21 protein-coding genes are annotated in these 23,288 nt (G+C 73.5%); 12 read left to right on the forward strand and 9 right to left on the reverse strand.

What is annotated here, in order from left to right:
* Nucleotides 1-43 precede the first annotated feature (43 nt).
* The 4 genes from ACYVOF_RS02610 (at nucleotide 44) to ACYVOF_RS02625 (ending at nucleotide 3,946) form a co-directional block, all read left to right on the forward strand.
* Nucleotides 44-1,054 carry a GGDEF domain-containing protein gene (locus ACYVOF_RS02610; protein ID WP_460863946.1) on the forward strand — a complete coding sequence of 337 codons (1,011 nt, stop codon included), beginning with the start codon at nucleotides 44-46 and terminating at the stop codon, nucleotides 1,052-1,054.
* Nucleotides 1,055-1,149: 95 nt separating this feature from the next.
* On the forward strand, nucleotides 1,150-2,166 hold the full coding sequence (trxB, locus tag ACYVOF_RS02615; RefSeq protein ID WP_460863947.1) for a thioredoxin-disulfide reductase: 1,017 nt from the start codon (nucleotides 1,150-1,152) through the stop codon (nucleotides 2,164-2,166).
* 59 nt (nucleotides 2,167-2,225) lie between these two features.
* Nucleotides 2,226-2,546, forward strand: coding sequence for a thioredoxin (gene trxA, locus ACYVOF_RS02620; protein ID WP_460863948.1), 321 nt, complete (start codon nucleotides 2,226-2,228; stop codon nucleotides 2,544-2,546).
* Between the two features lie 233 nt (nucleotides 2,547-2,779).
* The gene (locus ACYVOF_RS02625; protein WP_460863949.1) at nucleotides 2,780-3,946 is read left to right on the forward strand and encodes an N-acetylmuramoyl-L-alanine amidase; all 1,167 of its coding nucleotides are present in this window, start codon (nucleotides 2,780-2,782) and stop codon (nucleotides 3,944-3,946) included.
* On the opposite strand, the gene ACYVOF_RS02630 is transcribed toward ACYVOF_RS02625, so the two are convergent.
* From ACYVOF_RS02630 to ACYVOF_RS02640, 3 genes are all read right to left on the reverse strand, one after another.
* Nucleotides 3,894-4,598: a GNAT family N-acetyltransferase gene (locus tag ACYVOF_RS02630; protein WP_460863950.1), complete on the reverse strand. Its 705-nt coding sequence runs from the start codon at nucleotides 4,596-4,598 to the stop codon at nucleotides 3,894-3,896. The two genes, ACYVOF_RS02625 and ACYVOF_RS02630, sit on opposite strands and share 53 nt — an antisense overlap.
* Nucleotides 4,599-4,846: 248 nt before the next feature.
* Nucleotides 4,847-5,884, reverse strand: a complete 1,038-nt coding sequence (locus ACYVOF_RS02635; RefSeq protein ID WP_460863951.1) for a ParB/RepB/Spo0J family partition protein — start codon at nucleotides 5,882-5,884, stop codon at nucleotides 4,847-4,849.
* Nucleotides 5,881-6,807, reverse strand: coding sequence for a ParA family protein (locus tag ACYVOF_RS02640; protein ID WP_460863952.1), 927 nt, complete (start codon nucleotides 6,805-6,807; stop codon nucleotides 5,881-5,883). Before ACYVOF_RS02640 ends, ACYVOF_RS02635 begins: the two co-directional genes overlap by 4 nt.
* 571 nt (nucleotides 6,808-7,378) lie before the next feature.
* Here ACYVOF_RS02640 and ACYVOF_RS02645 point away from each other — a divergent pair.
* Entirely contained in the window at nucleotides 7,379-7,834 is a 456-nt protein-coding gene (locus tag ACYVOF_RS02645; protein WP_460863953.1) for a hypothetical protein, read from the forward strand.
* Between the two features lie 99 nt (nucleotides 7,835-7,933).
* On the opposite strand, the gene rsmG is transcribed toward ACYVOF_RS02645, so the two are convergent.
* The 6 genes from rsmG to rpmH form a co-directional block, all read right to left on the reverse strand.
* Nucleotides 7,934-8,620, reverse strand: coding sequence for a 16S rRNA (guanine(527)-N(7))-methyltransferase RsmG (rsmG, locus tag ACYVOF_RS02650; RefSeq protein ID WP_460863954.1), 687 nt, complete (start codon nucleotides 8,618-8,620; stop codon nucleotides 7,934-7,936).
* Nucleotides 8,621-8,690: 70 nt separating this feature from the next.
* Nucleotides 8,691-9,302 carry a Jag family protein gene (locus ACYVOF_RS02655; RefSeq protein WP_460863955.1) on the reverse strand — a complete coding sequence of 204 codons (612 nt, stop codon included), beginning with the start codon at nucleotides 9,300-9,302 and terminating at the stop codon, nucleotides 8,691-8,693.
* Between the two features lie 34 nt (nucleotides 9,303-9,336).
* On the reverse strand, nucleotides 9,337-10,608 hold the full coding sequence (gene yidC, locus ACYVOF_RS02660) for a membrane protein insertase YidC (protein WP_460863956.1): 1,272 nt from the start codon (nucleotides 10,606-10,608) through the stop codon (nucleotides 9,337-9,339).
* A gap of 40 nt (nucleotides 10,609-10,648) precedes the next feature.
* Nucleotides 10,649-10,948 carry a membrane protein insertion efficiency factor YidD gene (yidD, locus tag ACYVOF_RS02665; RefSeq protein WP_460863957.1) on the reverse strand — a complete coding sequence of 100 codons (300 nt, stop codon included), beginning with the start codon at nucleotides 10,946-10,948 and terminating at the stop codon, nucleotides 10,649-10,651.
* Complete coding sequence (gene rnpA / locus ACYVOF_RS02670) at nucleotides 10,945-11,316, reverse strand: ribonuclease P protein component (protein ID WP_460863958.1); 372 nt, start codon at nucleotides 11,314-11,316, stop codon at nucleotides 10,945-10,947. The genes yidD and rnpA overlap by 4 nt, the downstream gene beginning before the upstream one ends.
* A 16-nt stretch (nucleotides 11,317-11,332) precedes the next feature.
* Nucleotides 11,333-11,476, reverse strand: a complete 144-nt coding sequence (gene rpmH, locus ACYVOF_RS02675; RefSeq protein ID WP_460863959.1) for a 50S ribosomal protein L34 — start codon at nucleotides 11,474-11,476, stop codon at nucleotides 11,333-11,335.
* 561 nt (nucleotides 11,477-12,037) lie between these two features.
* On the opposite strand from rpmH, the gene dnaA reads away from it, so the two are divergent.
* The 7 genes from dnaA to gyrA all read left to right on the forward strand — a co-directional run bounded on the left by dnaA (nucleotide 12,038) and on the right by gyrA (nucleotide 23,202).
* Complete coding sequence (gene dnaA, locus ACYVOF_RS02680) at nucleotides 12,038-13,555, forward strand: chromosomal replication initiator protein DnaA (protein WP_460863960.1); 1,518 nt, start codon at nucleotides 12,038-12,040, stop codon at nucleotides 13,553-13,555.
* Nucleotides 13,556-14,201: 646 nt separating this feature from the next.
* On the forward strand, nucleotides 14,202-15,374 hold the full coding sequence (gene dnaN, locus ACYVOF_RS02685) for a DNA polymerase III subunit beta (protein WP_460863961.1): 1,173 nt from the start codon (nucleotides 14,202-14,204) through the stop codon (nucleotides 15,372-15,374).
* Between the two features lie 45 nt (nucleotides 15,375-15,419).
* Nucleotides 15,420-16,373 (forward strand): phosphogluconate dehydrogenase (NAD(+)-dependent, decarboxylating), encoded by a 954-nt coding sequence (gnd, locus tag ACYVOF_RS02690; RefSeq protein ID WP_460863962.1) that lies wholly within the window; start codon nucleotides 15,420-15,422, stop codon nucleotides 16,371-16,373.
* Between the two features lie 2 nt (nucleotides 16,374-16,375).
* Nucleotides 16,376-17,602: a DNA replication/repair protein RecF gene (gene recF / locus ACYVOF_RS02695; protein WP_460863963.1), complete on the forward strand. Its 1,227-nt coding sequence runs from the start codon at nucleotides 16,376-16,378 to the stop codon at nucleotides 17,600-17,602.
* A gap of 164 nt (nucleotides 17,603-17,766) precedes the next feature.
* Nucleotides 17,767-18,312, forward strand: coding sequence for a DUF721 family protein (locus ACYVOF_RS02700; RefSeq protein WP_460863964.1), 546 nt, complete (start codon nucleotides 17,767-17,769; stop codon nucleotides 18,310-18,312).
* 234 nt (nucleotides 18,313-18,546) lie between these two features.
* Entirely contained in the window at nucleotides 18,547-20,541 is a 1,995-nt protein-coding gene (gene gyrB, locus ACYVOF_RS02705; protein ID WP_460863965.1) for a DNA topoisomerase (ATP-hydrolyzing) subunit B, read from the forward strand.
* Nucleotides 20,542-20,610: 69 nt separating this feature from the next.
* Nucleotides 20,611-23,202: a DNA gyrase subunit A gene (gyrA, locus tag ACYVOF_RS02710; protein WP_460863966.1), complete on the forward strand. Its 2,592-nt coding sequence runs from the start codon at nucleotides 20,611-20,613 to the stop codon at nucleotides 23,200-23,202.
* Nucleotides 23,203-23,288: the final 86 nt, after the last annotated feature.

Consider the following 23,288-nt stretch of genomic DNA (forward strand, 5'->3'; position numbering starts at 1 on the left):
CGGTCCGTCCCTCCTGTCGGGACCGGTGGCCTACCGTCGTGCCGTGACCGGTGACGCAGGCACCCCGGCGGGCGCGACCGGTCCAGCGCCCGTGGTGGCGCCGCGCACCTTCGACGTCGCCTGCCGGATGGTGGTCGAGCACCTGCGCGCGGTGCTGCCCATGGGCGCGTGGGCGGTGACCCGGGTGGTCGACGACACCCAGGTGTTCCTGGTGGCCGTCGACGAGGGGTACGGCTACCTCGGCGCGGGCGCGGAGTTCCCGTGGGCCAGCTCGATGTGCCGCACCATGTCCGCCGGGTCCAGCCCCCGCGTGGCGCTCGACACCGGCTCGGTGCCGGCCCTGGCCCCCGCGGTCGCCGCCGCCACCGCGCAGTCGGTGCCCGTCGGCGCGTACGTGGGCACGCCCATCGTGCGCCCGGACGGTCAGCTGTTCGGCACCGTGTGCGGCTACGACCCGGGCCCGGTGGCCGACCCGCCGCCGCACCTCGAGCCGCTGCTCGACCTGGTCTCGAGCCTGCTCTCCGCCGTCCTGGAGTCCGACACCGCCGCCACCACCGCGCTGCGGGCCCTCGAGGTGGCCACCGCGGAGTCCGAGACCGACCCGCTCACCGGCCTGCTCAACCGGCGGGGCTGGGAGCGGTGGATCGCGCACGAGGAGGACCGCTTCCGCCGCTTCGGCGACCCGGCCTCGGTGCTCATGCTCGACCTGGACCAGCTCAAGGTGGTCAACGACAGCGGGGGCCACGCGGCGGGGGACGCCTACATCCGCGCCGCGGCGCAGGTGCTGCGGGCGTCGCTGCCCACCGACGGCGCGGTGGCCCGGCTGGGCGGGGACGAGTTCGCCGCCGTGGTGCGGACCACGCCGGCCCGGGCCCAGGAGCTGGTGGCCCGGCTGCAGGACGACCTCGCCGCCGCCGGGGTGCTGGGCTCCGTCGGGGTCGGCGGGTACGGCGTGGTCAGCGGGTTCCCCGGCGCGTGCGCGGCCGCCGACGCGGCGATGTACGCCGACAAGCGGGCCCGGCGCCGCGCCCGGAGCGGGCCGGCCGCACCCTGACCCGGGGCCGCGCCGCGGCGGCGGAACAAACCGGTCGTCGGGCCGTGTTCACGTACCAGGAGCCCGGGGACCCGGGCCGTGCGAGGAGGGAAGTCATGTCGGAGCAGGTCAGCCGCCCGTACGACGAGGTCCGCGACGTCATCGTCATCGGGTCCGGGCCGTCCGGCTACACCGCGGCGGTCTACACCGCCCGGGCCCAGCTCGCCCCGCTGGTGTTCGAGGGCACCCAGTTCGGCGGTGCCCTGATGACGACGACCGAGGTGGAGAACTACCCCGGCTTCCGCGACGGCATCATGGGCCCCGAGCTCATGGAGAGCATGCGCGAGCAGGCCGGCCGCTTCGGCGCCGAGCTCCGCGCCGAGGACGTCGACTCCGTCGACCTGACCGGCGAGGTCAAGACCGTCACCGCCCACGGTCGCACCTACCGCGCCCGCGCGGTCGTGCTCAGCATGGGCGCCGCACCCCGCTACCTCGACGTCCCCGGCGAGCAGACCCTGCTCGGCCGCGGCGTCAGCTCGTGCGCGACGTGCGACGGCTTCTTCTTCCGGGACCAGGACATCGCCGTCGTCGGCGGCGGTGACTCCGCGATGGAGGAGGCCACGTTCCTCACCCGCTTCGCGCGCAGCGTGACCCTGGTCCACCGCCGCGACGAGTTCCGCTCCTCGCGGATCATGCTCGAGCGCGCCCAGGAGAACCCCAAGATCCGCTTCGCGACGAACAAGACCGTCACCGAGGTCCTCGGGGAGGGCTCGGTCAGCGGGCTGCGGCTGCGCGACACCGTCACCGGTGAGGAGTCCACCCTCGACGTCACCGCGATGTTCGTCGCCGTGGGCCACGACCCGCGCAGCGAGCTCGTCCGCGGCCAGGTCGACCTCGACGACGCCGGGTACGTCCGCGTCGCCCCGCACAGCACCGCCACCTCGGTGGACGGCGTGTTCGCCGCCGGCGACCTCGTCGACCACACCTACCGCCAGGCCATCACCGCCGCGGGCACGGGGTGCTCCGCGGCGATCGATGCCGAGCGGTGGCTCGCCGAGCACGCCGTGGACGGCCACGCCGAGGTCGCCACCGAGCTCGTCGGCGGCGGCTACGGTGCCGCCCCGCGGTCCTGACCCACCACCACCCCGCACCCGGACCCACCCGTCCACCGCGTCAACCCACAGGAGAGACCATGGCCAACACCGTCACCGTCACCGAGGCGTCCTTCCAGGCCGACGTCCTCGGGAGCAGCAAGCCCGTCCTCGTCGACTTCTGGGCCACCTGGTGCGGCCCCTGCAAGATGGTCGCCCCGGTGCTCGAGGAGATCGCCGCCGAGAACGAGGGCCTGACCGTCGCCAAGCTGGACATCGACGAGAACCCGGGCATCGCCCGCGACTACCAGGTGATGTCGATCCCGACGCTCATGGTGTTCAAGGACGGCCAGCCCGTGAAGCAGATCGTCGGCGCGCAGCCCAAGCAGGCGCTCCTGGCGCAGCTGTCGGACGTGCTCTGACCTGCGTCCGACCGCTCTGACCTGCACTGACCCGTACCACCCCGACGAGGACGACCGCGCTGCGGCCGTCCTCGTCGGGGCGTCGGGGAGACGTCGTCGCTCGACCGGGGGTCACCCACCTCCCGGCAGCGCGGCGCGACGCCGGTGTGACACGCTGGCGTGAGATCATGGGTGCTCGCACCGTGGCCGGTCGTCGTCGCGGTGGGCCCGGCCGTCCACGGGAGGTTCGCTCGATGCAGGTGCTCCGGCTCGGTGACCGCGGTGCCGCGGTCGCGGAGGTCCGCTCGGCGCTCGCCGGGCTGGGGCTGCTGCCGACCGAGCCGTCCGCCCCGCCCGCCGAGGCGGTGTACGACCTGGCCGTGGACCACGCGGTGCGCTCCTTCCAGCAGCGCCGGGGGCTGCTGACCGACGGCCGCGTGGGGCACGACACCTACCGCGCGCTCAAGGAGGCGTCGTACCGCCTCGGCGTTCGCACGCTGATCTACCAGCTCTCCGCGCCCATGGCCGGTGACGACGTGGGCGAGCTGCAGAGCCGGCTGCTCGAGCTCGGCTACGACACGGGCCGCGCCGACGGCCTCTTCGGGGTCCGCACCGACCGCGCGCTGCGCACCTTCCAGCGCGAGTACGGCTTGGCCGAGGACGGCATCTTCGGCCCCACCACGATGGCGTCGCTCAACCAGCTGGGCCGCAAGGTGACCGGCGGCTCCCCGCACCGCATCCGCGAGGAGGAGGCCGTCCGCGTCTCCGGCCGCCGGCTGCGCGGCAAGCGGATCGTCATCGACCCCGGCCACGGCGGGGACGACCCCGGGGTCGTCGTGATGTCCGAGGGCGGCGTGGTGCGCGAGTCCGAGCTGGCGTGGGACCTCGCGGCCCGGCTGGAGGGGCGGCTGTCCGCCACCGGCGTCGAGGTCTACGTCTCCCGGCCCCGCCACGACGGACGCTCCGACCTGGACCGCGCCGCCTTCGCCAACGAGCTGGGCGCCGACCTGGTCATCTCGCTGCACGCCGACGCCGCGCCCTCGGCCGCGGCCTCCGGGGTGGCCACGTTCCACTTCGGCACCGACACCGGGGCGACCTCCGCCGCGGGGGAGCTGCTGGCCGGCTACATCCAGCGCGAGATCGTCGCCCGCACCGGCCTGGCGGACTGCCGCAGCCACGGCCGCAGCTGGGAGCTGCTGCGGCGCACCAGGATGCCCGCGGTGCACGTCGAGCTGGGCTACCTGACCAACGACCGTGACCGCGCGCTGCTGGGCGACCCGGCCGGCCGCGACGTCATCGCCGACGCGCTCGTGGTGGCGGTCAAGCGGCTCTACCTGCTCGGCGAGGACGACCAGCCGACGGGCAGCTTCACGTTCGAGGAGCTCCTGGCCGTCGAGCTGTCGCTGGCCGATCCTGCCTGAGCGTCGTCACCGCGTTCGCCGGTGAGCCCACCGGGCCGAGGCTGACCGAGCCGAGGAGCCGCTCCAGCGCGGCCTCGACGTCCTCCTTCCACGTGATGGCCGACCGCAGCTCGAGGCGCAGCCGGGGCCACCGCTCGTGGGGGCGCACGGTCTTGAACCCGACGGAGAGCAGGAACTGCGCGGGCACCACGCAGCTGCCCCGGCTCTCCCCGGTGCGCGGGTCGACCGGCTGCGCGTCGCCGAACGCCTCGATCGCCCGCACCCCGCGGCGGGTGAGGTCCTTGACCACCGACTGGACCAGGACGCGCCCGAGGCCGCCGTGGTCGAAGCCCTCCACCACCCGCATCGAGGTGAGCAGCACCGCGTCGGGGCTCACCGGGGACGTGGGGAACGCGGCGGCGCGGGGGACGACCCCGGGCGGCGCGTAGAGCACGTGGCCCGCGGGCACGCCGTCGACGGTGATGGTCTTGCCGCAGGAGCCCCACTCGAGGAGCACCTGCGAGGCCCACGCCTCCTTCTCCAGCTCGGTGCTGCCGTACTCGATCGCCTGCTGCTGCAGGTGCGGCGCGAGCTCCCAGAACACGCAGCGGCGGCAGTCGGGCGGGAGGTGGTCCATCGAGTCGAGCGTCAGGTTCTCCGTACGACGTCCCACGGTGGGTCTCGACCTCCTACGGAGCGCGGCGGGTGGCTCGCACGGGCCGGCCGACCCGGCTCGCGTGATCAGGATAGGTCAGGCGGCACCGACGTCCCCGTGAGGTCGGTCAGGGGCGGGTGTTTCGCCGAGAACTGTTGCTGCACAAGTGGTTTTGGCCTCTGCTGCTGTGATTGGTCACAGTGACGCAAACAGGTGTGCTGGGTGGGCCCGGTCTCGAGGCCCCTGGTGACGTTTCCCGGGCCGGGCTACCCCCGGTCGGGCCCCTGCATGAGGGCGACGATGCGCTCGAGGTCCTCCGTGGACCCGAACTCGACGACGATCTTGCCCTTGCGCTGCCCCTGGGTGACCGTGACCCGGGTGTCGAAGGTGTCGGAGAGCCGGTCGGCGACCTCGCGCAGCTCGGGGGCCAGGCCGGTCCGCCGCCGGCTCGGTGCCGCCGGTGGGGGGCCCTCGCTGCGGGCCACGGTCACGGCCTCCTCCGTCGCCCGGACGGACAGGCCCTCGGCGACGATGCGCGTGGCCAGGGCGTCCTGCGCCGGGGAGTCACCGTCGAGGGCCAGGAGCGCCCGGGCGTGGCCCGCAGAGAGAACGCCCACCGCCACCCGGCGCTGCACCGCCACGGGGAGCTTGAGCAGCCGGATGGTGTTGCTGACGACCGGCCGGGAGCGGCCGATCCGGGAGGCCAGCTCGTCGTGGGTGACGCCGAACTCCTCGAGCAGCTGCTGGTACGCCGCCGCCTCCTCCAACGGGTTGAGCTGGACGCGGTGGATGTTCTCCAGCAGCGCGTCGCGGAGCATCGCGTCGTCCGTGGTCTCCCGGACGATCGCCGGGATGGTCGCGAGCCCGGCCGCCTGGGTGGCGCGCCAGCGACGCTCACCCATGACGAGCTCGTAGCGGACCCCGTCCTCGGCCGGGCTGATCTCCCGGACCACGACGGGCTGCATGAGCCCGAACTCGCGGATGGAGAACACCAGCTCGTCGAGCGCGTCGTCGTCGAACACCTGACGGGGCTGACGCGGGTTGGGGCGGATCTCACCGGGGGGCAGCTCGCGGTAGGTGGCGCCGCCCTCCGCCAGCTCGGCGCCCGGTGCCGGCCCCGTCGTGTCGGGGTCACCCGCGCTGTCCGTGCGCCCCGTGGCGTCGGTCGCCCGCGGGGCGGCCACGCCCAGGACGACGTCGGCCGCGGCCGCGCCGAGCCGCGGTCCGGTCGACGTGCTGCCCGCCGGCCCGCTCGGGATGAGGGCGGCCAACCCGCGGCCCAGTCCACCTCGTCGCTCGGTCACGGTGCCTCCTCCGGGGTGGTGGACATCGAGAGGTCCCCGCGCTCGGCCATCTCCTTGCCGGCGTCGAGGTAGCTCATGGCGCCGCGTGACCCCGGGTCGTAGGCGAGGACCGTCTGCCCGTAGCCGGGGGCCTCGCTGACCTTGACGCTGCGGGGGATGACGGTGCGCAGGACGACGTCGCCGAAGTGGCTGCGCACCTCGCCGGCGACCTGGTCGGAGAGCTTGGTCCGGCCGTCGTACATCGTCAGCAGGATGGTCGACACGTGCAGGTCGGGGTTGAGGTGCGCCCGCACCAGCTCGACGTTGTTGAGCAGCTGGCCGAGCCCCTCCAGGGCGTAGTACTCGCACTGGATGGGGATGAGCAGCTCCGGCGCGGCAACCATGGCGTTCACCGTGAGCAGGCCCAACGAGGGCGGGCAGTCGATGAGCACGACGTCGACGTCGAGCTCGGTCAGCGCGTCGTCGTTCAGGGCGGTCTTGAGCCGACCCTCGCGGGCGACCATGGACACCAGCTCGATCTCCGCACCCGCCAGGTCGATCGTCGCAGGCACGCACAGCAGGGCGTCGGACTGGGTGCTCCGCGCCGCGGCGTCCACCACCGAGATCTCCCCGAGGAGCACCTCGTAGATCGACGGGGTGCCCGAGCGGTGCTCGACCCCGAGCGCCGTGCTCGCGTTGCCCTGCGGGTCGAGGTCGACGACGAGGACGCGCAGCCCGTGGACGGTCAGCGCCGCCGCCAGGTTCACCGTGCTCGTCGTCTTGCCGACGCCACCCTTCTGGTTGGCCACCGTGATGATCCTGCGGTGGGCCGGACGCGCGATCGCGGGGACCGACGGCGGGTGCAGCACGCTCGTCGCCCGCCGGGCCGCGGCCGCGATGGGGGTGTCGTCGTAGCCGCCCCCGGTCGGTTCGTCCACTGCCACTCGTGCTCCTCACCTGGGTGCTGCGGTCGTGCTCCATTGTCGGTCACCCGGCCGCGGGCCCCGACCACCCGGGGTGCGACCGCCCCGGCCGATCATGCTGGCCCAGCGGTGCGACACGCCAGATGCGGTCGACAGGCGGTGGGTCGTCTGCCCGCCCGTGCGTTAGTGATTGATGTTTCACGTGGAACGTCACGCCGGCCGCTGAGTTCCGCGCGGGTCGCCGTTCGACTCAGGCCATGCCGTCGCTCCGTGTTTCACGTGAAACGGTCGCCCGCATCTCATGATGGCGCCCTACATCCGCGCCGATGTTCCACGTGAAACAACGCGGACGAGCCTCTCTCGTCAGAGCCTCAGCTTCGCCGCGGGTCAGTACCGGCCTGCACCTTGGTCCTCGTGCCTGCCACCCGGGCCCGTCGCCGCACTGGCGATCTCAGGCCACAACCGCGCCGTCCCGTCACGTCAACGGTGCGGCCGGGGCGTCAACGCTCGGGCTGCCCCGATCCTCGCTGCGGCGCCACGGTGTCGACCCGCATCGCCGCCACTGCTGCACTGCCGGCGATACCGTACCGACGTGGGGGCGCCACTCGAGACCACTGCGGACGTGTGGACGGCCGTCGTCACCACCCTCGTCCTCATGGCGATCACCGCTGTCGTCACGTGGCCCCGGGTCCGGGACGAGCACCGCGGCTACCGAGCCGCGTTCCGACGGGCGGAGCAGCGGTGGACGTTCGACGTCACGGCGGCCGGGGACGGTGTGCTGGTCAACCGGATGGACGACGCCGTCCGCGACGTGCGCGTGTCCACCAGCAGCCCGCGCCGGTCGACGCTGCTCATCATGCTCGGCCGTGGGCGCGGGGACGCCGTTCCCCTGACGGTCCGGGGCCGTCCCAGTGTCGACCGTGTGGAGCCCGGGGAGACGGTGCCGATCCAGCTCAGCCACCGTGCCGACACCCGCCTCGAGGTCGAGTGGACCCAGCCCAACGGCGAGGCCGCGTGGTCCTGCCACCGGATCCAACGGCGGCCCTGACGCCCGTCCCGTTCCGCCCGGGCGCCGCGAACCCTCACCCCGCCGCACACGCTCAGGTCTGCTCCGCTGCCACCGCGCGCCGCCGTGCACGGCCCAGCGTCAGCGGCCCCGACCGCGCCGCGGCTGGTGGACGACCGACACGAGGGTCGCCGACCACGGCATCCCCTCGGCCACGGTCGTCACGGTGACGTCCGCCCCGCCGGCCCGGGCCACCGCCGCACGGTCGCGGGCCACCTCGTCGGCGGCGCTGGCCCCCTTCAGCGCCACCACCCGCCCCCCAGCCCGGGCCAGCGGCAGGCACCACCCCGCGAGCCGGGCCAGCGGGGCGACCGCCCGGGAGGTGACGACGTCGGCGCCACCCACGTCGCGCCGGACGCCGCCGTCCTCGGCCCGGCCGCGCACCACCCGGACCCGGTCACCGAGGCCCAGCTCGGCGACCACCTCGCCGAGGAACGTCACGCGGCGCAGCAGCGGCTCGAGCAGGACCACCGTCAGGTCGGGACGGGCCAGGGCCAGCGGAACCCCGGGCAGACCCGCACCACTGCCGACGTCGACCACCGTGGCCCCGGCCTCGACGACCTCGCCGAGGACCGCGGAGTTCAGCACGTGCCGCTCCCAGGTGCGGGGCACCTCGCGCGGACCGACCAGGCCGCGCTCGACCCCCGCGGTGGCCAGCAGCACGGCGTAGCGCCGCGCCAGGTCCAGCCGGTCGCCGAACAGCCCGGCGGCGGGCCCGGCCAGGTCGGCGGGCAGCAGGCCCGCCGCGGCGTCGGGGGTGAGGCTCATGTGGACAGTCCTTCGTGGAGGGACACGGCGACCCCCGGCTCGCGCGGAGCCGGGGGTCGCGGTAGGACGCTCAGGTGGCGGGGACGACGACCACTCGGCGCTGCGGCTCCGCGCCCTCGCTCTCGCTGGTGACCCCGGCGACGCCGGCCACGGCGTCGTGCACGATCTTCCGCTCGAACGGCGTCATGGGGGCCAGCTCCTCGCGCTCTCCCGACGACGCGACCCGCTCCGCGGCAGCAGTGCCCTGCCGCGTCAGCTCGGTCCGGCGCTCCGCGCGCCAGCCGGCGACGTCGAGCATCAGGCGGCTGCGGTCCCCGGTCGACTGCTGCACGGCGAGCCGCGTCAGCTCCTGCAGCGCGTCGAGCACCTCACCCTTGCGGCCGACGAGCTTCTGCAGGTCGTCCCCGCCCTCGATGCTGACCATGGCCCGGTCACCCTCGACGTCGAGGTCGATGTCCCCGTCGAAGTCCAGCACGTCGAGCAGCCGCTCGAGGTAGTCGCCGGCGACGTCGCCCTCCTCGACCAGCGGGTCGACGTCGTCCTCGTCGTCCACGACCTCCGCGGTGCGGCTGCGGCCCTCGGCGACCGCGTCGGTCTCCTCCCCGGGCACGACGACGGGCGACTCGTTGCCGTCGACGTCGGCCTGGCCGGTCCCTGCCGGGGCGATGTTCTCGGTGCTCATGCTGGTGGTCCCTCTCTCCTGCGCCTCGGCCCCGTCAGCGACGCTTGCGCTTGGCCTTGGCGGTGGTCTGCTTGCCGGCGCCCGCGCCGGACCCCGCGGGTCGGCGACCGGAGCCGTTACGGGCGCCACCCCCCGACGACCCGGACCGGCCCCCGCCGGAGCGGCCGGCGCCGGCCGTGCCACCGCCGAGGGAGGCGTCGAACGCGGGGGAGGGGCGCGCGCCGGCGCCCCGCTTGCGGGGGGTCCGTGCGGGAGCGGCCGCGGAGTCGGCGGTGTCCTCGCCCGTGACCTCCTCGACCACGTCGACCGGGTCGGCGCCGACGGCCAGTCCGGCCTCGGTCACGCCGCCGCCCCCGGTGCCCTTCTTGCGGAGGTTGGTCGGCTTGGCGCCGGGCTTGGGGGCGTTGGCCGCCTTGCGCTCGATCGCCAGGGTCTTCTTCTCCTCCTCCTCCTTGGCCATCTTCCCGAAGACGTAGTGCTGCTGCACCAGCGTCCAGCCGTTGTTGCTCAGCCAGTACAGGAGGATGGCGATCGGCAGGAAGGGCCCACCGACGAGGACGAAGAGCGGGAACACCCACACCACGAGCTTGTTCATCAGCGCGGACTGCGGGTTGGCCGCGGCCGCCGCCGACTGCCGGGCGACCGAGAGGCGGGCGGTGAAGTGGGTGGCGATGGAGGCGACGATCATCAGCGGGATGGCCACGCTGGCGATGGCGACCTTGTTCGGGATCCCCCCGCCGACGACGTCCACGGCGAAGGCCTGCAGCTGCGACATCGGCTGGGTGATGTAGGACGACAGCGGCGCGCCGAACAGGTCCGCACGCAGGAACGACTGCACGTCGTCGACGCCGAAGATGTAGTTCGGGGTGACCGCGTTGAGCTCGGGCGTCATCGGCGCCGTCGGGCTCAGGAACGGGATGTTCGCCGCCCCACCGGTCCGGTTGAACGAGCGCAGCACGTGGAACAGGCCGATGAACACCGGCGCCTGCAGCAGCACGGGCAGGCAGCCGGCCACGGGGTTGAAGCCGTGCTCCTTCTGCAGCTTCTGCATCTCGGTGGCCATCTTCTGCCGGTCCCCGGAGTACTTCTTCTGCAGCGCCTTGATCTGCGGCTGCAGCTCCTGCATCTGCCGCTGCGTGCGGACCTGCTTGACGAAGGGCTTGTAGAGGATGGCGCGCAGCGTGAAGACGAGGAACACCACCGACAGCGCCCACGCGAAGCCGTTGTCGGCGCCGAGCACCGCTCCGAACACCTTGTGCCAGACCCAGAGGATCGCCGACACCGGGTAGTAGATGAAGTCCAGCACTGCTACTCGCTCCTCAGCTCGTCCTGCCGGGTCCTGCCGCTCATGTCACGCCGCTGCTCTCCTGGCGCCGCCCTCCCGGGCGCGGGGGCACGGGGTCCCACCCCCCAGCGTGCCAGGGTGCGCACTTGGCCACCCGCACGGCCGTCAGGCCGAGGCCCACGACGGCCCCCCGCTCGCGCAGCGCGTCGACCGCGTACTCGCTGCAGCTGGGGGTGAAGCGACAGCTCGGCGGGCTCAGCGGCGAGATCCACACGCGGTACAGCTGCACCACCCAGATCAGCGCCTGGGCCGGCGCCCCGCGCCACCGGCGTGGCCCCTCGACGGGCGGCACCGCGCTCACGCCCGGGTCAGGGACCGCAGCGCGGCCCGGACGTCCCGGTCGAGCTCGGCCGAGGTGGCCCCGGCCGCGGCGGGCAACGCCCGCACGACCACGTCGGCGTCGTCCGGCAGCGAGGCCAGCACCGGGGCCAGGACGTGCCGCAGCCGGCGCGAGACCGCCTTGCGCGTCACCGCGCCGCCGACCGAGCCGCTCACGACCAGACCGGCCCGCGCACCCGGGCGTCCCTGCGCCACCGTGGCGGTGGCCGGGTCGACGACGGGCCTGCGGGCCAGGTGGACCACCAGGCGGCGACGCCCGGACCGACGGCCGGAGCGGACGGTCCGGGTGATCTCGGACCCCGTCCGCAGCCGGTCGTGGGCAGGCAGCACCGGGAGGTGGGTGGTGTCAGGCGGTGAGCTCGGCGCGGCCCTTGCGGCGGCGCGCCGAGACGATGCCGCGGCCGGCGCGGGTGCGCATGCGCAGCCGGAAGCCGTGGACCCGCGCCCGACGTCGGTTGTTCGGCTGGAACGTCCGCTTGCCCTTGGCCACGTGTCCGCACTCCTCGTGTTGCTGGCCGCGGCCCGTCGGTCTCGACGAGCAGCGGCACCCGGTGTTCTCGGTCTGGTGCCGCCCGGGGACCGCTCGTGCCCCCAGCACCGCCCCGGGTGGGCGCAGCACGGAGGCGCCGGGGTCCCGGCGGGTGACCGCACCACGGTACGCAGCCCGCCACGGGGGGTCAAACCACCCATCGCGGCGGCCTCGGGGACCCGGCCGGTCGTAGATCACCCTGACACGCCGGGGTCGGGTGCTTGACGGGAACCGTCAACCCTGGGTTCACCTTGTGGGCCGGTCTCGGGGGTTGCTAGCGTCCCGCCCCGGAGCCGAGGCCACGGGGGGACGTGGCAGGCACCCCCGGGGAGGCCCGGGACAGCTGGGGGCCGCGGCGCCGTGCCACCGGGATCCGTCCACGACGGCCCGGGGGCCGTGCGCTATGTTCGTGCACAGCTGTGGACAACCCTGTGGACGTCGTGTCGCGCGACCCCGCAGCCAGCCTGGGGTGAGCGCCACCGGGGACGACGGTCTGACCGGAGCGGGAGGAGAGCACCCCAGGTGGACGACGACCACGGCAGCCTCGTCGACGTCTGGCGCACCGTCCTCGACGAGCTCGGCGCCCGCACCGACTCGGGCGTGACGGCCCTGTCCGCGCAGCAGCGCGCCTGGCTCAGCCTCACCCGCCCGATCGGCCTGCACGACGGCTTCGCGATGCTCGCCGCCCCCACGCCCTTCGCCAAGGAGATGATCGAGCGCGGCCTGTCCGAGCAGATCACCGAGGCGCTGACCCGGCACCTGGGGCAGACGATCAGCCTCGCGGTGCGGGTCGACACCACGCTCGAGGCCGAGGCCACCCCGCCGCACGGCCTGCTCGCGACCAACGGCAACGGCGGCGGCCCGGGCGGCGCCGGCCCGCACGGCACCTCCGACGGTGACGACGAGGACGACGAGGACGCGGTGATGGCCACCGTGCAGGAGATCTGGCCGTACGCGACCTCCGGCGGCGCCCCCGGCTCGACCCCGGCCAGCGCGTCCCCGTCGCAGACCCGGCTCAACGCGAAGTACACCTTCGACACGTTCGTCATCGGGGCGTCCAACCGCTTCGCCCACGCCGCGGCGGTCGCCGTCGCCGAGGCGCCGGCGCGGGCCTACAACCCACTGTTCGTCTGGGGCGAGTCCGGCCTCGGCAAGACCCACCTGCTGCACGCCGCCGGGCACTACGCGCAGCGGCTGTTCACCGGCATGCGGGTGCGCTACGTCTCCACCGAGGAGTTCACGAACGACTTCATCAACAGCCTGCGCGACGACCGGAAGGTGGCGTTCCAGCGCCGCTACCGCGACGTCGACGTGCTGCTGGTCGACGACATCCAGTTCCTCGAGGGCAAGGAGGGGACGCAGGAGGAGTTCTTCCACACCTTCAACACCCTCCACAACGCCAACAAGCAGATCGTCGTCTCCTCCGACCGGCCGCCCAAGCAGCTGGCCACGCTGGAGGACCGGCTGCGCACCCGCTTCGAGTGGGGCCTGATCACCGACGTACAGCCGCCCGAGCTCGAGACCCGGATCGCCATCCTGCGCAAGAAGGCGCAGATGGACCGGCTCGCGGTGCCCGCAGACGTGCTGGAGTTCATCGCCAGCCGCATCGAGCGCAACATCCGCGAGCTCGAGGGTGCGCTGATCCGGGTGACGGCCTTCGCCTCGCTGAACAAGCAGGGCGTCGACATGGGCCTGGCCGAGATGGTGCTGCGCGACCTCATCCCCGACCAGTCGAGCCTGGAGATCACGGCCGCGACGATCGTGGCCGTGACGGCCGAGTACTTCTCGATGAGCATCGACGAGCTCACCGGGCCGGGGAAGACCCGCGCCGTGGCCGGGGCGCGGCAGACGGCGATGTACCTGTGCCGGGAGCTGACCGACCTCTCGCTGCCGAAGATCGGGCAGACCTTCGGCGGCCGCGACCACACGACCGTCATGCACGCGGACAAGAAGATCCGCAACGAGATGACCGAGCGCCGCAAGACCTTCGAGCAGGTCTCCGAGCTCACCGCGCGCATCAAGCAGCGCTCCCGCCGCTGACCCGTCCGCGCACCCGCACCCCCCGCCGGCCGCGTTTCGCCCACATCCCGCGCCCTGCCGCGCCCACCGGCCGCGCTTCGCCCACTTCCCGCGCCGGGCGCACTCTCCGGTGTCTACGGGCGCCCAGGACCGCGGCGGGCGCACTCTCCGGTGTCAGCGCACGCCCAGGACCGCGCCGGGCGCACTTCCCGGTGCCACGGAGGGGGCCCGGGCCGGCACGACACGCGGCCACGACACTCCGGCGCGCACGTCCGTGTCGGTCGCGCGGAGGACTACCCACACCTGGGGACAGACCTGGGGACAACCCGCCGCAGCTGGGGACGTGGCGTGCACGACCCGTCCGGGCCACCGGGCTGGGGACCGCCGCGCACCACCCGCCCCCAGCGCCGTCCCCACCACGCCACGCCTGCGGACCTGCGGCGAGCACCCCGCGTCCCCAGCGTCCACACCACTTACTGCTGTTCCTGTTCTTCTCCTGGAGAGATCTCCTTCTCTTCTCCGGTGTGTGCACAACCCCGTCCGAGCGCCTCCGGCCGCTCCGGGACAGGGGTGCGGATCGTCGGCGGCAGGCTCTACGGTGGGCGGGCCGTGCGAGCCGCCGGTGTGGTGATGCGAGAGGACGACCCGCGAACATGGAGCCCTGCCGATGAAGTTCCGGGTCGCCCGCGACGAGCTCGCCGACGCCGTCGCCTGGGTGGCGCGCAGCCTCCCGTCGCGTCCCCCCGTCCCGGTGCTCGGTGGGGTCCTGCTGGCCGCGGGCACGGGGGACGACGACGGGTCCGGCGCGGCCGGCCTGACCGTGTCGGGGTTCGACTACGAGGTCTCCGCCCAGGTCGGCGTCGCCGCGGAGGTCGCCGACGGGGGCCGCGTCCTGGTCTCCGGCAAGCTGCTCGCCGACATCACCCGCGCCCTGCCGAACAAGCCGGTCGACGTCACCGTCGACGGCACCCGCGCCACGATCGTCTGCGGCAGCGCCCGCTTCACGCTGCCGACGATGCCCGTCGAGGACTACCCCCAGCTGCCCGCCATGCCCGGCGGCACCGGCTCGCTGCCCGGCGAGGTGTTCGCCGAGGCCGTCGCCCAGGTCGCCGTCGCCGCCGGCCGCGACGACACGCTGCCCATGCTCACCGGGGTGCGCGTCGAGATCGAGGGCGAGCAGGTGGTCCTCGCTGCCACCGACCGGTTCCGCCTGGCGGTCCGCACCTTCGCCTGGAACCCCGACGACACCACCACCAGCGCGCAGGTCCTCGTGCCGTCGCGCACGCTGGCCGAGTCGGCCAAGACGCTGTCCGGCACCGGTGACGTCCACCTGGCCCTGGGCACCGGGGACGGCCTGCTCGGCCTCACCGGCTCGGGCCGGCGCACCACCACCCGGCTGCTCGACGCGGAGTTCCCCAAGTTCCGCCAGCTGCTGCCGGCCGAGCACACCGCGGTGGCCACCGTCGACGTCGCCCCGCTGGTCGAGTCGATCAAGCGCGTGCAGATCGTCGCCGAGCGCGGGGCCCAGGTGCGCCTGGAGTTCTCGGCCGACGGGCTGCGGCTGGCCGCCGGCGGGGACGACGAGGGCCGCGCCGAGGAGGAGCTGCCCGCGGACTTCACCGGGGACCCGCTCACCATCGCGTTCAACCCGTCCTACCTGCTCGACGGGCTCTCCTCGCTGCGCAGCGAGCGGGTCACCCTGGGCTTCACCACCCCCAGCCGGCCCGCGGTGCTGCGCCCGGCCGCGGCGGAGGAGACCCCGCCCAGCGGCGACGGCCCCTACCCCGCGCCGCAGACCGACTACACCTACCTGCTCATGCCCGTCCGCCTCCCCGGCTGACCGGCCCGCCCCCCGGACCCGCCCGACCCCGAGAAGGAGACGCACGTGCAGATCGGCATGGTCGGACTGGGCAAGATGGGCGGCAACATGCGCGAGCGGCTGCGCCGCGGCGGCATCGACGTCGTGGGGTACGACCCCCGCCCCGAGGTCACCGACGTCCCCGACCTGGCCGGCCTCGCCGCGGCGCTCGACGCCCCGCGCGTGGTGTGGGTGATGGTGCCGTCCGGCGAGATCACCCACGAGACCGTCGTCGGCCTGTCCGAGGTGCTCTCCGAGGGGGACCTCGTCATCGACGGCGGCAACTCCCGCTTCTCCGAGGACGGCCCGCACGCCGCGCTGCTCGACGCGAAGGGCATCGGGTTCATGGACTGCGGCGTCTCCGGCGGGGTGTGGGGCCTGGAGAACGGGTACGGCCTGATGTGCGGCGGGTCGGCGGCCGACGTCGAGCGCGCGATGCCCGTGTTCGACGCGCTGCGCCCCGAGGGCCCGCGCGAGGAGGGGTTCGCCCACGCCGGGGAGGTCGGCGCCGGGCACTTCTCCAAGATGGTCCACAACGGCATCGAGTACGGGCTCATGGCCGCCTACGCCGAGGGCTACGAGCTGCTCAGCGCCGAGCCGCTGGTCGCCGACGTGCCCGCCGTGCTGCAGGCGTGGACCCGGGGCACCGTGGTGCGGTCGTGGCTGCTCGACCTGCTCGTCGCCGCGGTGACGAAGGACCCGGGCCTGGAGAAGATCACCGGGTGGACGGCCGACTCCGGGGAGGGCCGGTGGACCGTCGAGGAGGCGATCAACCACTCCGTGCCGGTGCCCGTCATCTCCGCGGCGCTGTTCGCCCGCTTCGCCTCCCGGCAGGACGAGTCGCCGACGATGAAGGCCGTGGCCGCGCTGCGCAACCAGTTCGGCGGGCACGACGTTCACCACGCGGGCCCCACGTCCGGGGCCGGCAGCACCGGGGGCGACACCGCCGGTGGCGACCCGGCTCCGGCCGCGTCGGGCTAGGCGTGCACGTCCGCCACCTCGGCGTCACCGACTTCCGCTCCTGGCCGCGCGCCGAGCTCGACCTCGACCCCGGGGTGAACGTGCTCGTGGGGTCCAACGGGCAGGGCAAGACCAACCTCGTCGAGGCCGTCGGCTACCTGGCCACCCTGGCCTCGCACCGGGTCGCAGCCGACGCGCCGCTGGTCCGCGCCGGGGCGGAGTCGGCGCACGTGCGCGCGGCCGTGGTCAACGCCGGGCGCGAGCTGGCCCTCGAGGTCGACCTGCTGCCCGGGCGGGCGAACAAGGCCCGCGTCAACCGCTCCCCGCTGACCCGCGCCCGGGAGCTGCTGGGCATCCTGCGCTGCGTGGTGTTCGCCCCCGAGGACCTCGCGCTGGTCCGCGGCGACCCCGGCGAGCGCCGCCGCTTCCTCGACGAGCTCATGTCCAGCCGCCGGCCCCGCCTGGCCGCGGTGCGCGCGGACTACGAACGGGTGCTGCGGCAGCGCTCGGCCCTGCTCAAGACGGCCGGCGCGGCGCTGCGCGGCGCCCGGGGCCGCGGTGGCCGGGAGGACGAGCACGCCGCGAGCACCCTCGAGGTGTGGGACGGCCACCTGGCCGCGCACGGGGCGGCGCTGCTGGCGGGCCGGCTGGACCTGCTGGCCGAGCTGGCCCCGCACGTCGTCGAGGCGCACGCCCGGGTCGCCCCGGGCTCGGGTCCCGTGCGGCTGGCCTACCGCAGCAGCCTGGGCGAGGACCTGCCCGCGGAGATGACGGCCCCCGGGGCGGGCCCGGCCGACGTCGGCCTGCTCGAGGTGCTGCTGCTCGACGGCCTGGCCAAGGTGCGCCGCCAGGAGCTCGAGCGCGGGGTGTGCCTGCTGGGCCCGCACCGCGACGACCTCGAGCTGGGGCTCGGCGCGCACCCGGTGAAGGGGTACGCCAGCCACGGCGAGGGGTGGTCGGTGGCGCTGGCGCTGCGGCTGGGCAGCCTCGAGCTGCAGCGCACCGACGGCACCGACCCGGTCCTCGTCCTCGACGACGTCTTCGCCGAGCTCGACCGCGCCCGGCGCACCGCGCTGGCCGGGGTCGCCGCGGGGGTGGAGCAGGTGCTGGTGACGGCTGCGGTGGCCGAGGACGTGCCCGCCGAGCTGGGTGGGGCCCGGTTCGACGTCGGCGGCGGCCGCGTCGTCCGCGCGGGCGGTCCCGCGGCGGTCGGCGCCCACGAGTCGCACGAGGGTGGTGACGCGCCGTGACCGGACGGCGGGACCAGGACCGCGACGCGGGTCACGCCGGGGGACCCCGGGGTGTGGACGGACCTGTGGACGCTGTGGACAACCCGTCTCCGGCAGCACGCGGGGATGTGGACGAGATGGATCGGGACGCGGCGTCTGGATCGGTCACGTCGTCACCCACAGCGGTGACCGGCGACACCACCGGCGCGGACGGGGAGCCGCTGCGCGGGGTCGACCTGGCCCGCCGCGCCCTGGAGCAGGCCCGCTCCGCCGCCCAGGCCCGGGGCCAGGCGGTAGGGCGCGGCGGGGCGTCACCCCGGCGCCCGCTGCGCACCGGCCGGCGCCGCCGCGGCTGGTCCGGCCCCGGGGCCGACGACCGTGACCCCCAGCTGTTCTCGCAGGTCGCGGCCTCGCTGGTGCGCCGCCGGGGCTGGTCGGAGCAGGTCGCCGCCGGGGCCGTGCTCGGCCGGTGGGAGTCGATCGTCGGGCCCGAGGTGGCCGCGCACGCCCGGCCCGTCTCGCTGACCGACCACGTGCTCGTGCTCGCCGCGGAGTCCACCGCGTGGGCCACCCAGCTGCGGACGATGCGGCGCGAGATCCTCGCCCGCATCGAGGCCGGGGTGGGCCGCGGCGTCGTCACCTCCGTCACGGTCACCGGGCCGAGCGGGCCCAGCTGGCGGTTCGGGGAGCGCCACGTCCGGGGGCGCGGGCCCCGCGACACCTACGGCTAGGAGCCACGGCACCTGCGGCCGGGAGCCGGGACACCTGGCGGCTGAGCCGCCCGGAGACCTCGCCCGGCACCGCGGGGCACGATCCCTCCCGGGCCCGCTCGCGTTCAGCGCCACACGGCCCCGCCAGGCGGGTCTCCGGGGCCGTCGGGTGAGTAGGATGGGAAGCACAGTCCAGGGCCTGGGCGCACCCGTGCGCCCGGGCCCACCGGCGCGGCGAGGAGACAGCGAACCCCAGTGGTGGCCAAGAAGAAGCCCGAGAACGCCTACGGCGCGTCGTCGATCACCGTCCTCGAGGGTCTGGACGCGGTCCGCAAGCGCCCCGGCATGTACATCGGCTCGACCGGGGAGCGGGGGCTGCACCACCTGGTGTGGGAGGTCGTCGACAACTCCGTCGACGAGGCGATGGCCGGGCACGCCACCACGGTCGAGGTGACGCTGCTGCGCGACGGCGGGGTGCAGGTCGTCGACGACGGCCGCGGCATCCCCGTCGACATGCACCCGACGGAGAAGCGACCCACCCTCGAGGTCGTCCTCACCGTGCTGCACGCCGGCGGCAAGTTCGACTCCGACTCCTACGCCGTCTCCGGCGGGCTGCACGGCGTCGGTGTCTCGGTGGTCAACGCGCTGTCGTCCCGGCTCGAGGTCGAGGTCCGCCGCGACGGCGACCACTGGTCGCAGACCTACCTGCACGCCAAGCCGGAGGAGCTGGTCCACGAGGGCAGCACCTCGGCCACCGGCACCACCACCCGGTTCTGGGCGGACCCGGAGATCTTCGAGACCACCGAGTACAACCTCGAGACGGTCTCGCGCCGGCTGCAGGAGATGGCCTTCCTCAACAAGGGCCTGACCATCACGCTGACCGACGAGCGGGTGACCCAGGCCGAGCAGGACGCCGACGCCGAGATGGCCACCGACGGGGACGAGGCCCGCGTCACCAGCCGCACGTACCACTACCCGGGCGGCCTCGAGGACTACGTCGCCCACATCAACAAGACGAAGCAGGCCATCCACTCGTCGATCGTCGGGTTCACCGGCGTCGGCACCGGCCACGAGGTCGAGGTCGCGATGCAGTGGAACTCGGGCTACTCCGAGTCGGTCCACACCTTCGCCAACACCATCAACACCCACGAGGGCGGCACCCACGAGGAGGGCTTCCGCACCGCGCTCACCACCACGGTGAACAAGTACGCGCGCGAGAAGAAGCTCATCAAGGAGAAGGACGGCTCGCTCACCGGCGACGACATCCGCGAGGGCCTCGCCGCCGTCATCAGCGTCCGGGTGGCCGAGCCGCAGTTCGAGGGCCAGACCAAGACCAAGCTCGGCAACACCGAGGTGAAGTCGTTCGTGCAGAAGACCTGCAACGAGCACCTCACCGACTGGTTCGAGCAGCACCCGACCGACGCCAAGATCATCATCAACAAGGCGGTGTCGAGCTCGCAGGCCCGCCTCGCCGCGCGCAAGGCCCGCGAGCTGGTCCGGCGCAAGTCCGCAACCGACATCGGCGGCCTGCCCGGCAAGCTCAGCGACTGCCGCAGCAACGACCCGTCGCGCTCGGAGATCTACGTCGTCGAGGGCGACTCGGCCGGCGGCTCGGCCAAGTCCGGGCGCGACTCGATGTTCCAGGCGATCCTCCCGCTGCGCGGCAAGATCATCAACGTCGAGAAGGCGCGCATCGACCGGGTGCTGAAGAACACCGAGGTCCAGGCCATCATCACCGCGCTGGGCACCGGCATCCACGACGAGTTCGACATCGCCAAGCTGCGCTACCACAAGATCGTCCTCATGGCGGACGCCGACGTGGACGGCCAGCACATCTCGACGCTGCTGCTCACCCTGCTGTTCCGCTTCATGCGCCCGCTCGTCGAGCGCGGGCACGTCTACCTCGCTGCCCCGCCGCTGTACAAGATCAAGTGGAGCGGCAAGGGCGTGGCCCCGGACTTCGTCTACTCCGACCGCGAGCGCGACGCCGTCGTCGAGGCGGGGGTGGCCGCGGGCCGCAAGATCAACAAGGACGACGGCGTGCAGCGCTACAAGGGCCTCGGCGAGATGAACGCCAAGGAGCTGTGGGAGACCACGATGGACCCGGCGCACCGCATCCTGCGCCAGGTCACCCTCGACGACGCGGCCATGGCCGACGAGCTGTTCAGCGTCCTCATGGGCGAGGACGTCGAGGCGCGCCGCAGCTTCATCACCCGCAACGCCAAGGACGTCCGCTTCCTCGACGTCTGAGGGTTGCGTCGCTGTGAACGACACCTCGCCACATGGCTGCAGTAATCACACACAGGCCCGGAGGGCTTCATGACCGACACCACGCTGCCCCCCGACGGGGGGACGCCGGCCGGCGACCGCATCGAGCCGGTCGACATCCAGCAGGAGATGCAGCGCAGCTACATCGACTACGCGATGAGCGTCATCGTCGGCCGGGCGCTGCCCGAGGTCCGCGACGGCCTCAAGCCGGTGCACCGCCGCGTGCTCTACGCGATGTACGACTCCGGCTTCCGGCCCGACCGCGGCTACGTGAAGTCCAGCCGCGTCGTCGGCGAGGTGATGGGCAACTACCACCCGCACGGTGACTCGGCGATCTACGACACCCTGGTGCGGATGGCCCAGCCGTGGTCGCTGCGCTACCCGCTCATCGACGGGCAGGGCAACTTCGGCTCCGCGGGCAACGACCCCGCCGCGGCCATGCGCTACACCGAGTGCCGGCTCACCCCGCTGGCCATGGAGATGCTGCGCGACATCGACGAGGAGACCGTCGACTTCTCGGCCAACTACGACGGGCGCACCCAGGAGCCCGACGTGCTGCCCAGCCGGTTCCCGAACCTGCTGGTCAACGGCTCGGGCGGCATCGCGGTGGGCATGGCGACGAACATGCCGCCGCACAACCTGCGCGAGGTCGCCGACGCGGTGCTGTGGGCGCTGGACAACTACGAGGCCGACGACGAGGCGACCCTGGCCGCCTGCATGGAGCGGGTCAAGGGCCCCGACTTCCCCACCTCCGGGCTGATCGTGGGCTCCGACGGGATCCGCGACGCCTACGCCACCGGCCGCGGGTCCATCCGGATGCGCGGCGTGGTGGAGGTCGAGGAGGACGCCCGCGGCCGCACCACCATCGTCGCCACCGAGCTGCCGTACCAGGTGAACCCCGACAACCTCGTCACCAACATCGCCGAGCAGCTGCGCGACGGCAAGATCGCCGGCATCTCCGACATCCACGACGAGTCCTCGGACCGCGTGGGCATGCGGATCGTGCTCACCCTCAAGCGCGACGCGGTGGCCAAGGTCGTGCTGGCCAACCTCTACAAGCACACCCAGCTGCAGACGAGCTTCGGGGTCAACAACCTCTCCATCGTCGACGGGGTGCCGCGCACCCTGCGGCTGGACCAGATGGTCCGGCTCTACGTCCGCCACCAGCTCGACGTCATCGTGCGGCGCACCCGCTACCGGCTGCGCAAGGCCGAGGAGCGCGCCCACATCTACCGCGGCCTGGTCAAGGCGCTCGACGCCCTCGACGAGGTCATCGCGCTCATCCGCGCCAGCGAGACGGTCGACGTCGCCCGCACCGGCCTCATCGAGCTGCTCGAGATCGACGAGGTGCAGGCGCAGGCCATCCTCGACATGCAGCTGCGCCGCCTCGCCGCCCTGGAGCGCCAGCGGATCATCGACATCCTGGCCGAGATCGAGCGCGAGATCGCCGACCTCAACGACATCCTGGCCCGCCCCGAGCGGCAGCGGCAGATCGTCCGCGACGAGCTCACCGAGCTGGTGGACAAGTTCGGCGACGACCGGCGCACCCGGATCATCCCCGCCGACGGTGACGTGTCCATGGAGGACCTCATCGCCCGCGAGGACGTCGTCGTCACCATCACCGAGACCGGCTACGCCAAGCGGACCCGCACCGAGCTGTACCGGGCGCAGAAGCGCGGCGGCAAGGGCGTGCAGGGCGCCGGGCTCAAGCAGGACGACATCGTCAGCAAGTTCTTCGTCTGCTCCACCCACGACTGGATCCTGTTCTTCACCACCGCAGGCCGGGTCTACCGCGCCAAGGCCTACGAGCTGCCGGAGGCCAACCGCACCGCCCGCGGCCAGCACGTGGCGAACCTGCTGGCGTTCCAGCCCGACGAGCGCATCGCCCAGGTCATCCAGATCAAGGACTACGGCGTCATGCCGTACCTGGTGCTGGCCACCCGCGACGGCCTGGTGAAGAAGTCGCGGCTGACCGACTTCGACTCCAACCGCTCCGGCGGCATCGTCGCGGTCAACCTGCGCGAGGGCGACGAGCTCGTCGGCGCCGTGCTCTGCTCCGGCGAGGACGACCTGCTGCTGGTCTCGGCCATGGGCCAGTCCATCCGGTTCTCGGCCACCGACGAGGTGCTGCGCCCGATGGGCCGCGCGACCTCCGGCGTGCTGGGGATGCGGTTCAACGGCGAGGACCGGCTGCTCAGCCTGAACGTGGTCAAGGACGGCACGTTCCTGCTGGTCGCCACCTCCGGCGGGTACGCCAAGCGCACGGCGATGGAGGACTACCCGGTGCAGGGTCGCGGCGGGAAGGGCGTGCTGACGATCCAGTACGACCGACGACGTGGCACCCTGGTCGGGGCGCTCATCGCCGAGCTCGACGACGAGCTTTACGCCATCACCTCCGGCGGGGGGGTCATCCGGACCACCGCGAAGGAGGTCCGCAAGGCAGGCAGGCAGACCAAGGGTGTGCGACTGATGAACCTCGGGGACGGGGACACCCTGCTCGCCATCGCGCGCAACGCCGACGAGGCGGGCGAGGCCGGGGAGCCCGTGCCCGGCACCACGGAGACGAGCGCGTCGCAGACCGACAGCAACCACGCCGAGACCACCACCGCCGAGAGCACCGACACCTCCACCGAGGAGAGCTGATGAGCCCGCAGACGCCAGGTCGTGACGACGCGAGCAGCTCGAACGGCAGCGGCGGCAGCGCGGACCCCGGGTCGCGCGCGTCGCGG

The organism is Rhodococcus aerolatus (assembly GCF_054783215.1).

Bases quoted from the DNA above. Each gene is read 5' to 3' on its own strand.
- trxB (WP_460863947.1), top strand. From the start codon at position 1,150: ATGTCGGAGCAGGTCAGCCGCCCGTACGACGAGGTCCGCGACGTCATC.
- ACYVOF_RS02625 (WP_460863949.1), top strand. From the start codon at position 2,780: ATGCAGGTGCTCCGGCTCGGTGACCGCGGTGCCGCGGTCGCGGAGGTC.
- dnaN (WP_460863961.1), top strand. From the start codon at position 14,202: ATGAAGTTCCGGGTCGCCCGCGACGAGCTCGCCGACGCCGTCGCCTGG.
- rsmG (WP_460863954.1), bottom strand. From the start codon at position 8,620: ATGAGCCTCACCCCCGACGCCGCGGCGGGCCTGCTGCCCGCCGACCTG.
- ACYVOF_RS02655 (WP_460863955.1), bottom strand. From the start codon at position 9,302: ATGAGCACCGAGAACATCGCCCCGGCAGGGACCGGCCAGGCCGACGTC.
- gyrA (WP_460863966.1), top strand. From the start codon at position 20,611: ATGACCGACACCACGCTGCCCCCCGACGGGGGGACGCCGGCCGGCGAC.
- trxA (WP_460863948.1), top strand. From the start codon at position 2,226: ATGGCCAACACCGTCACCGTCACCGAGGCGTCCTTCCAGGCCGACGTC.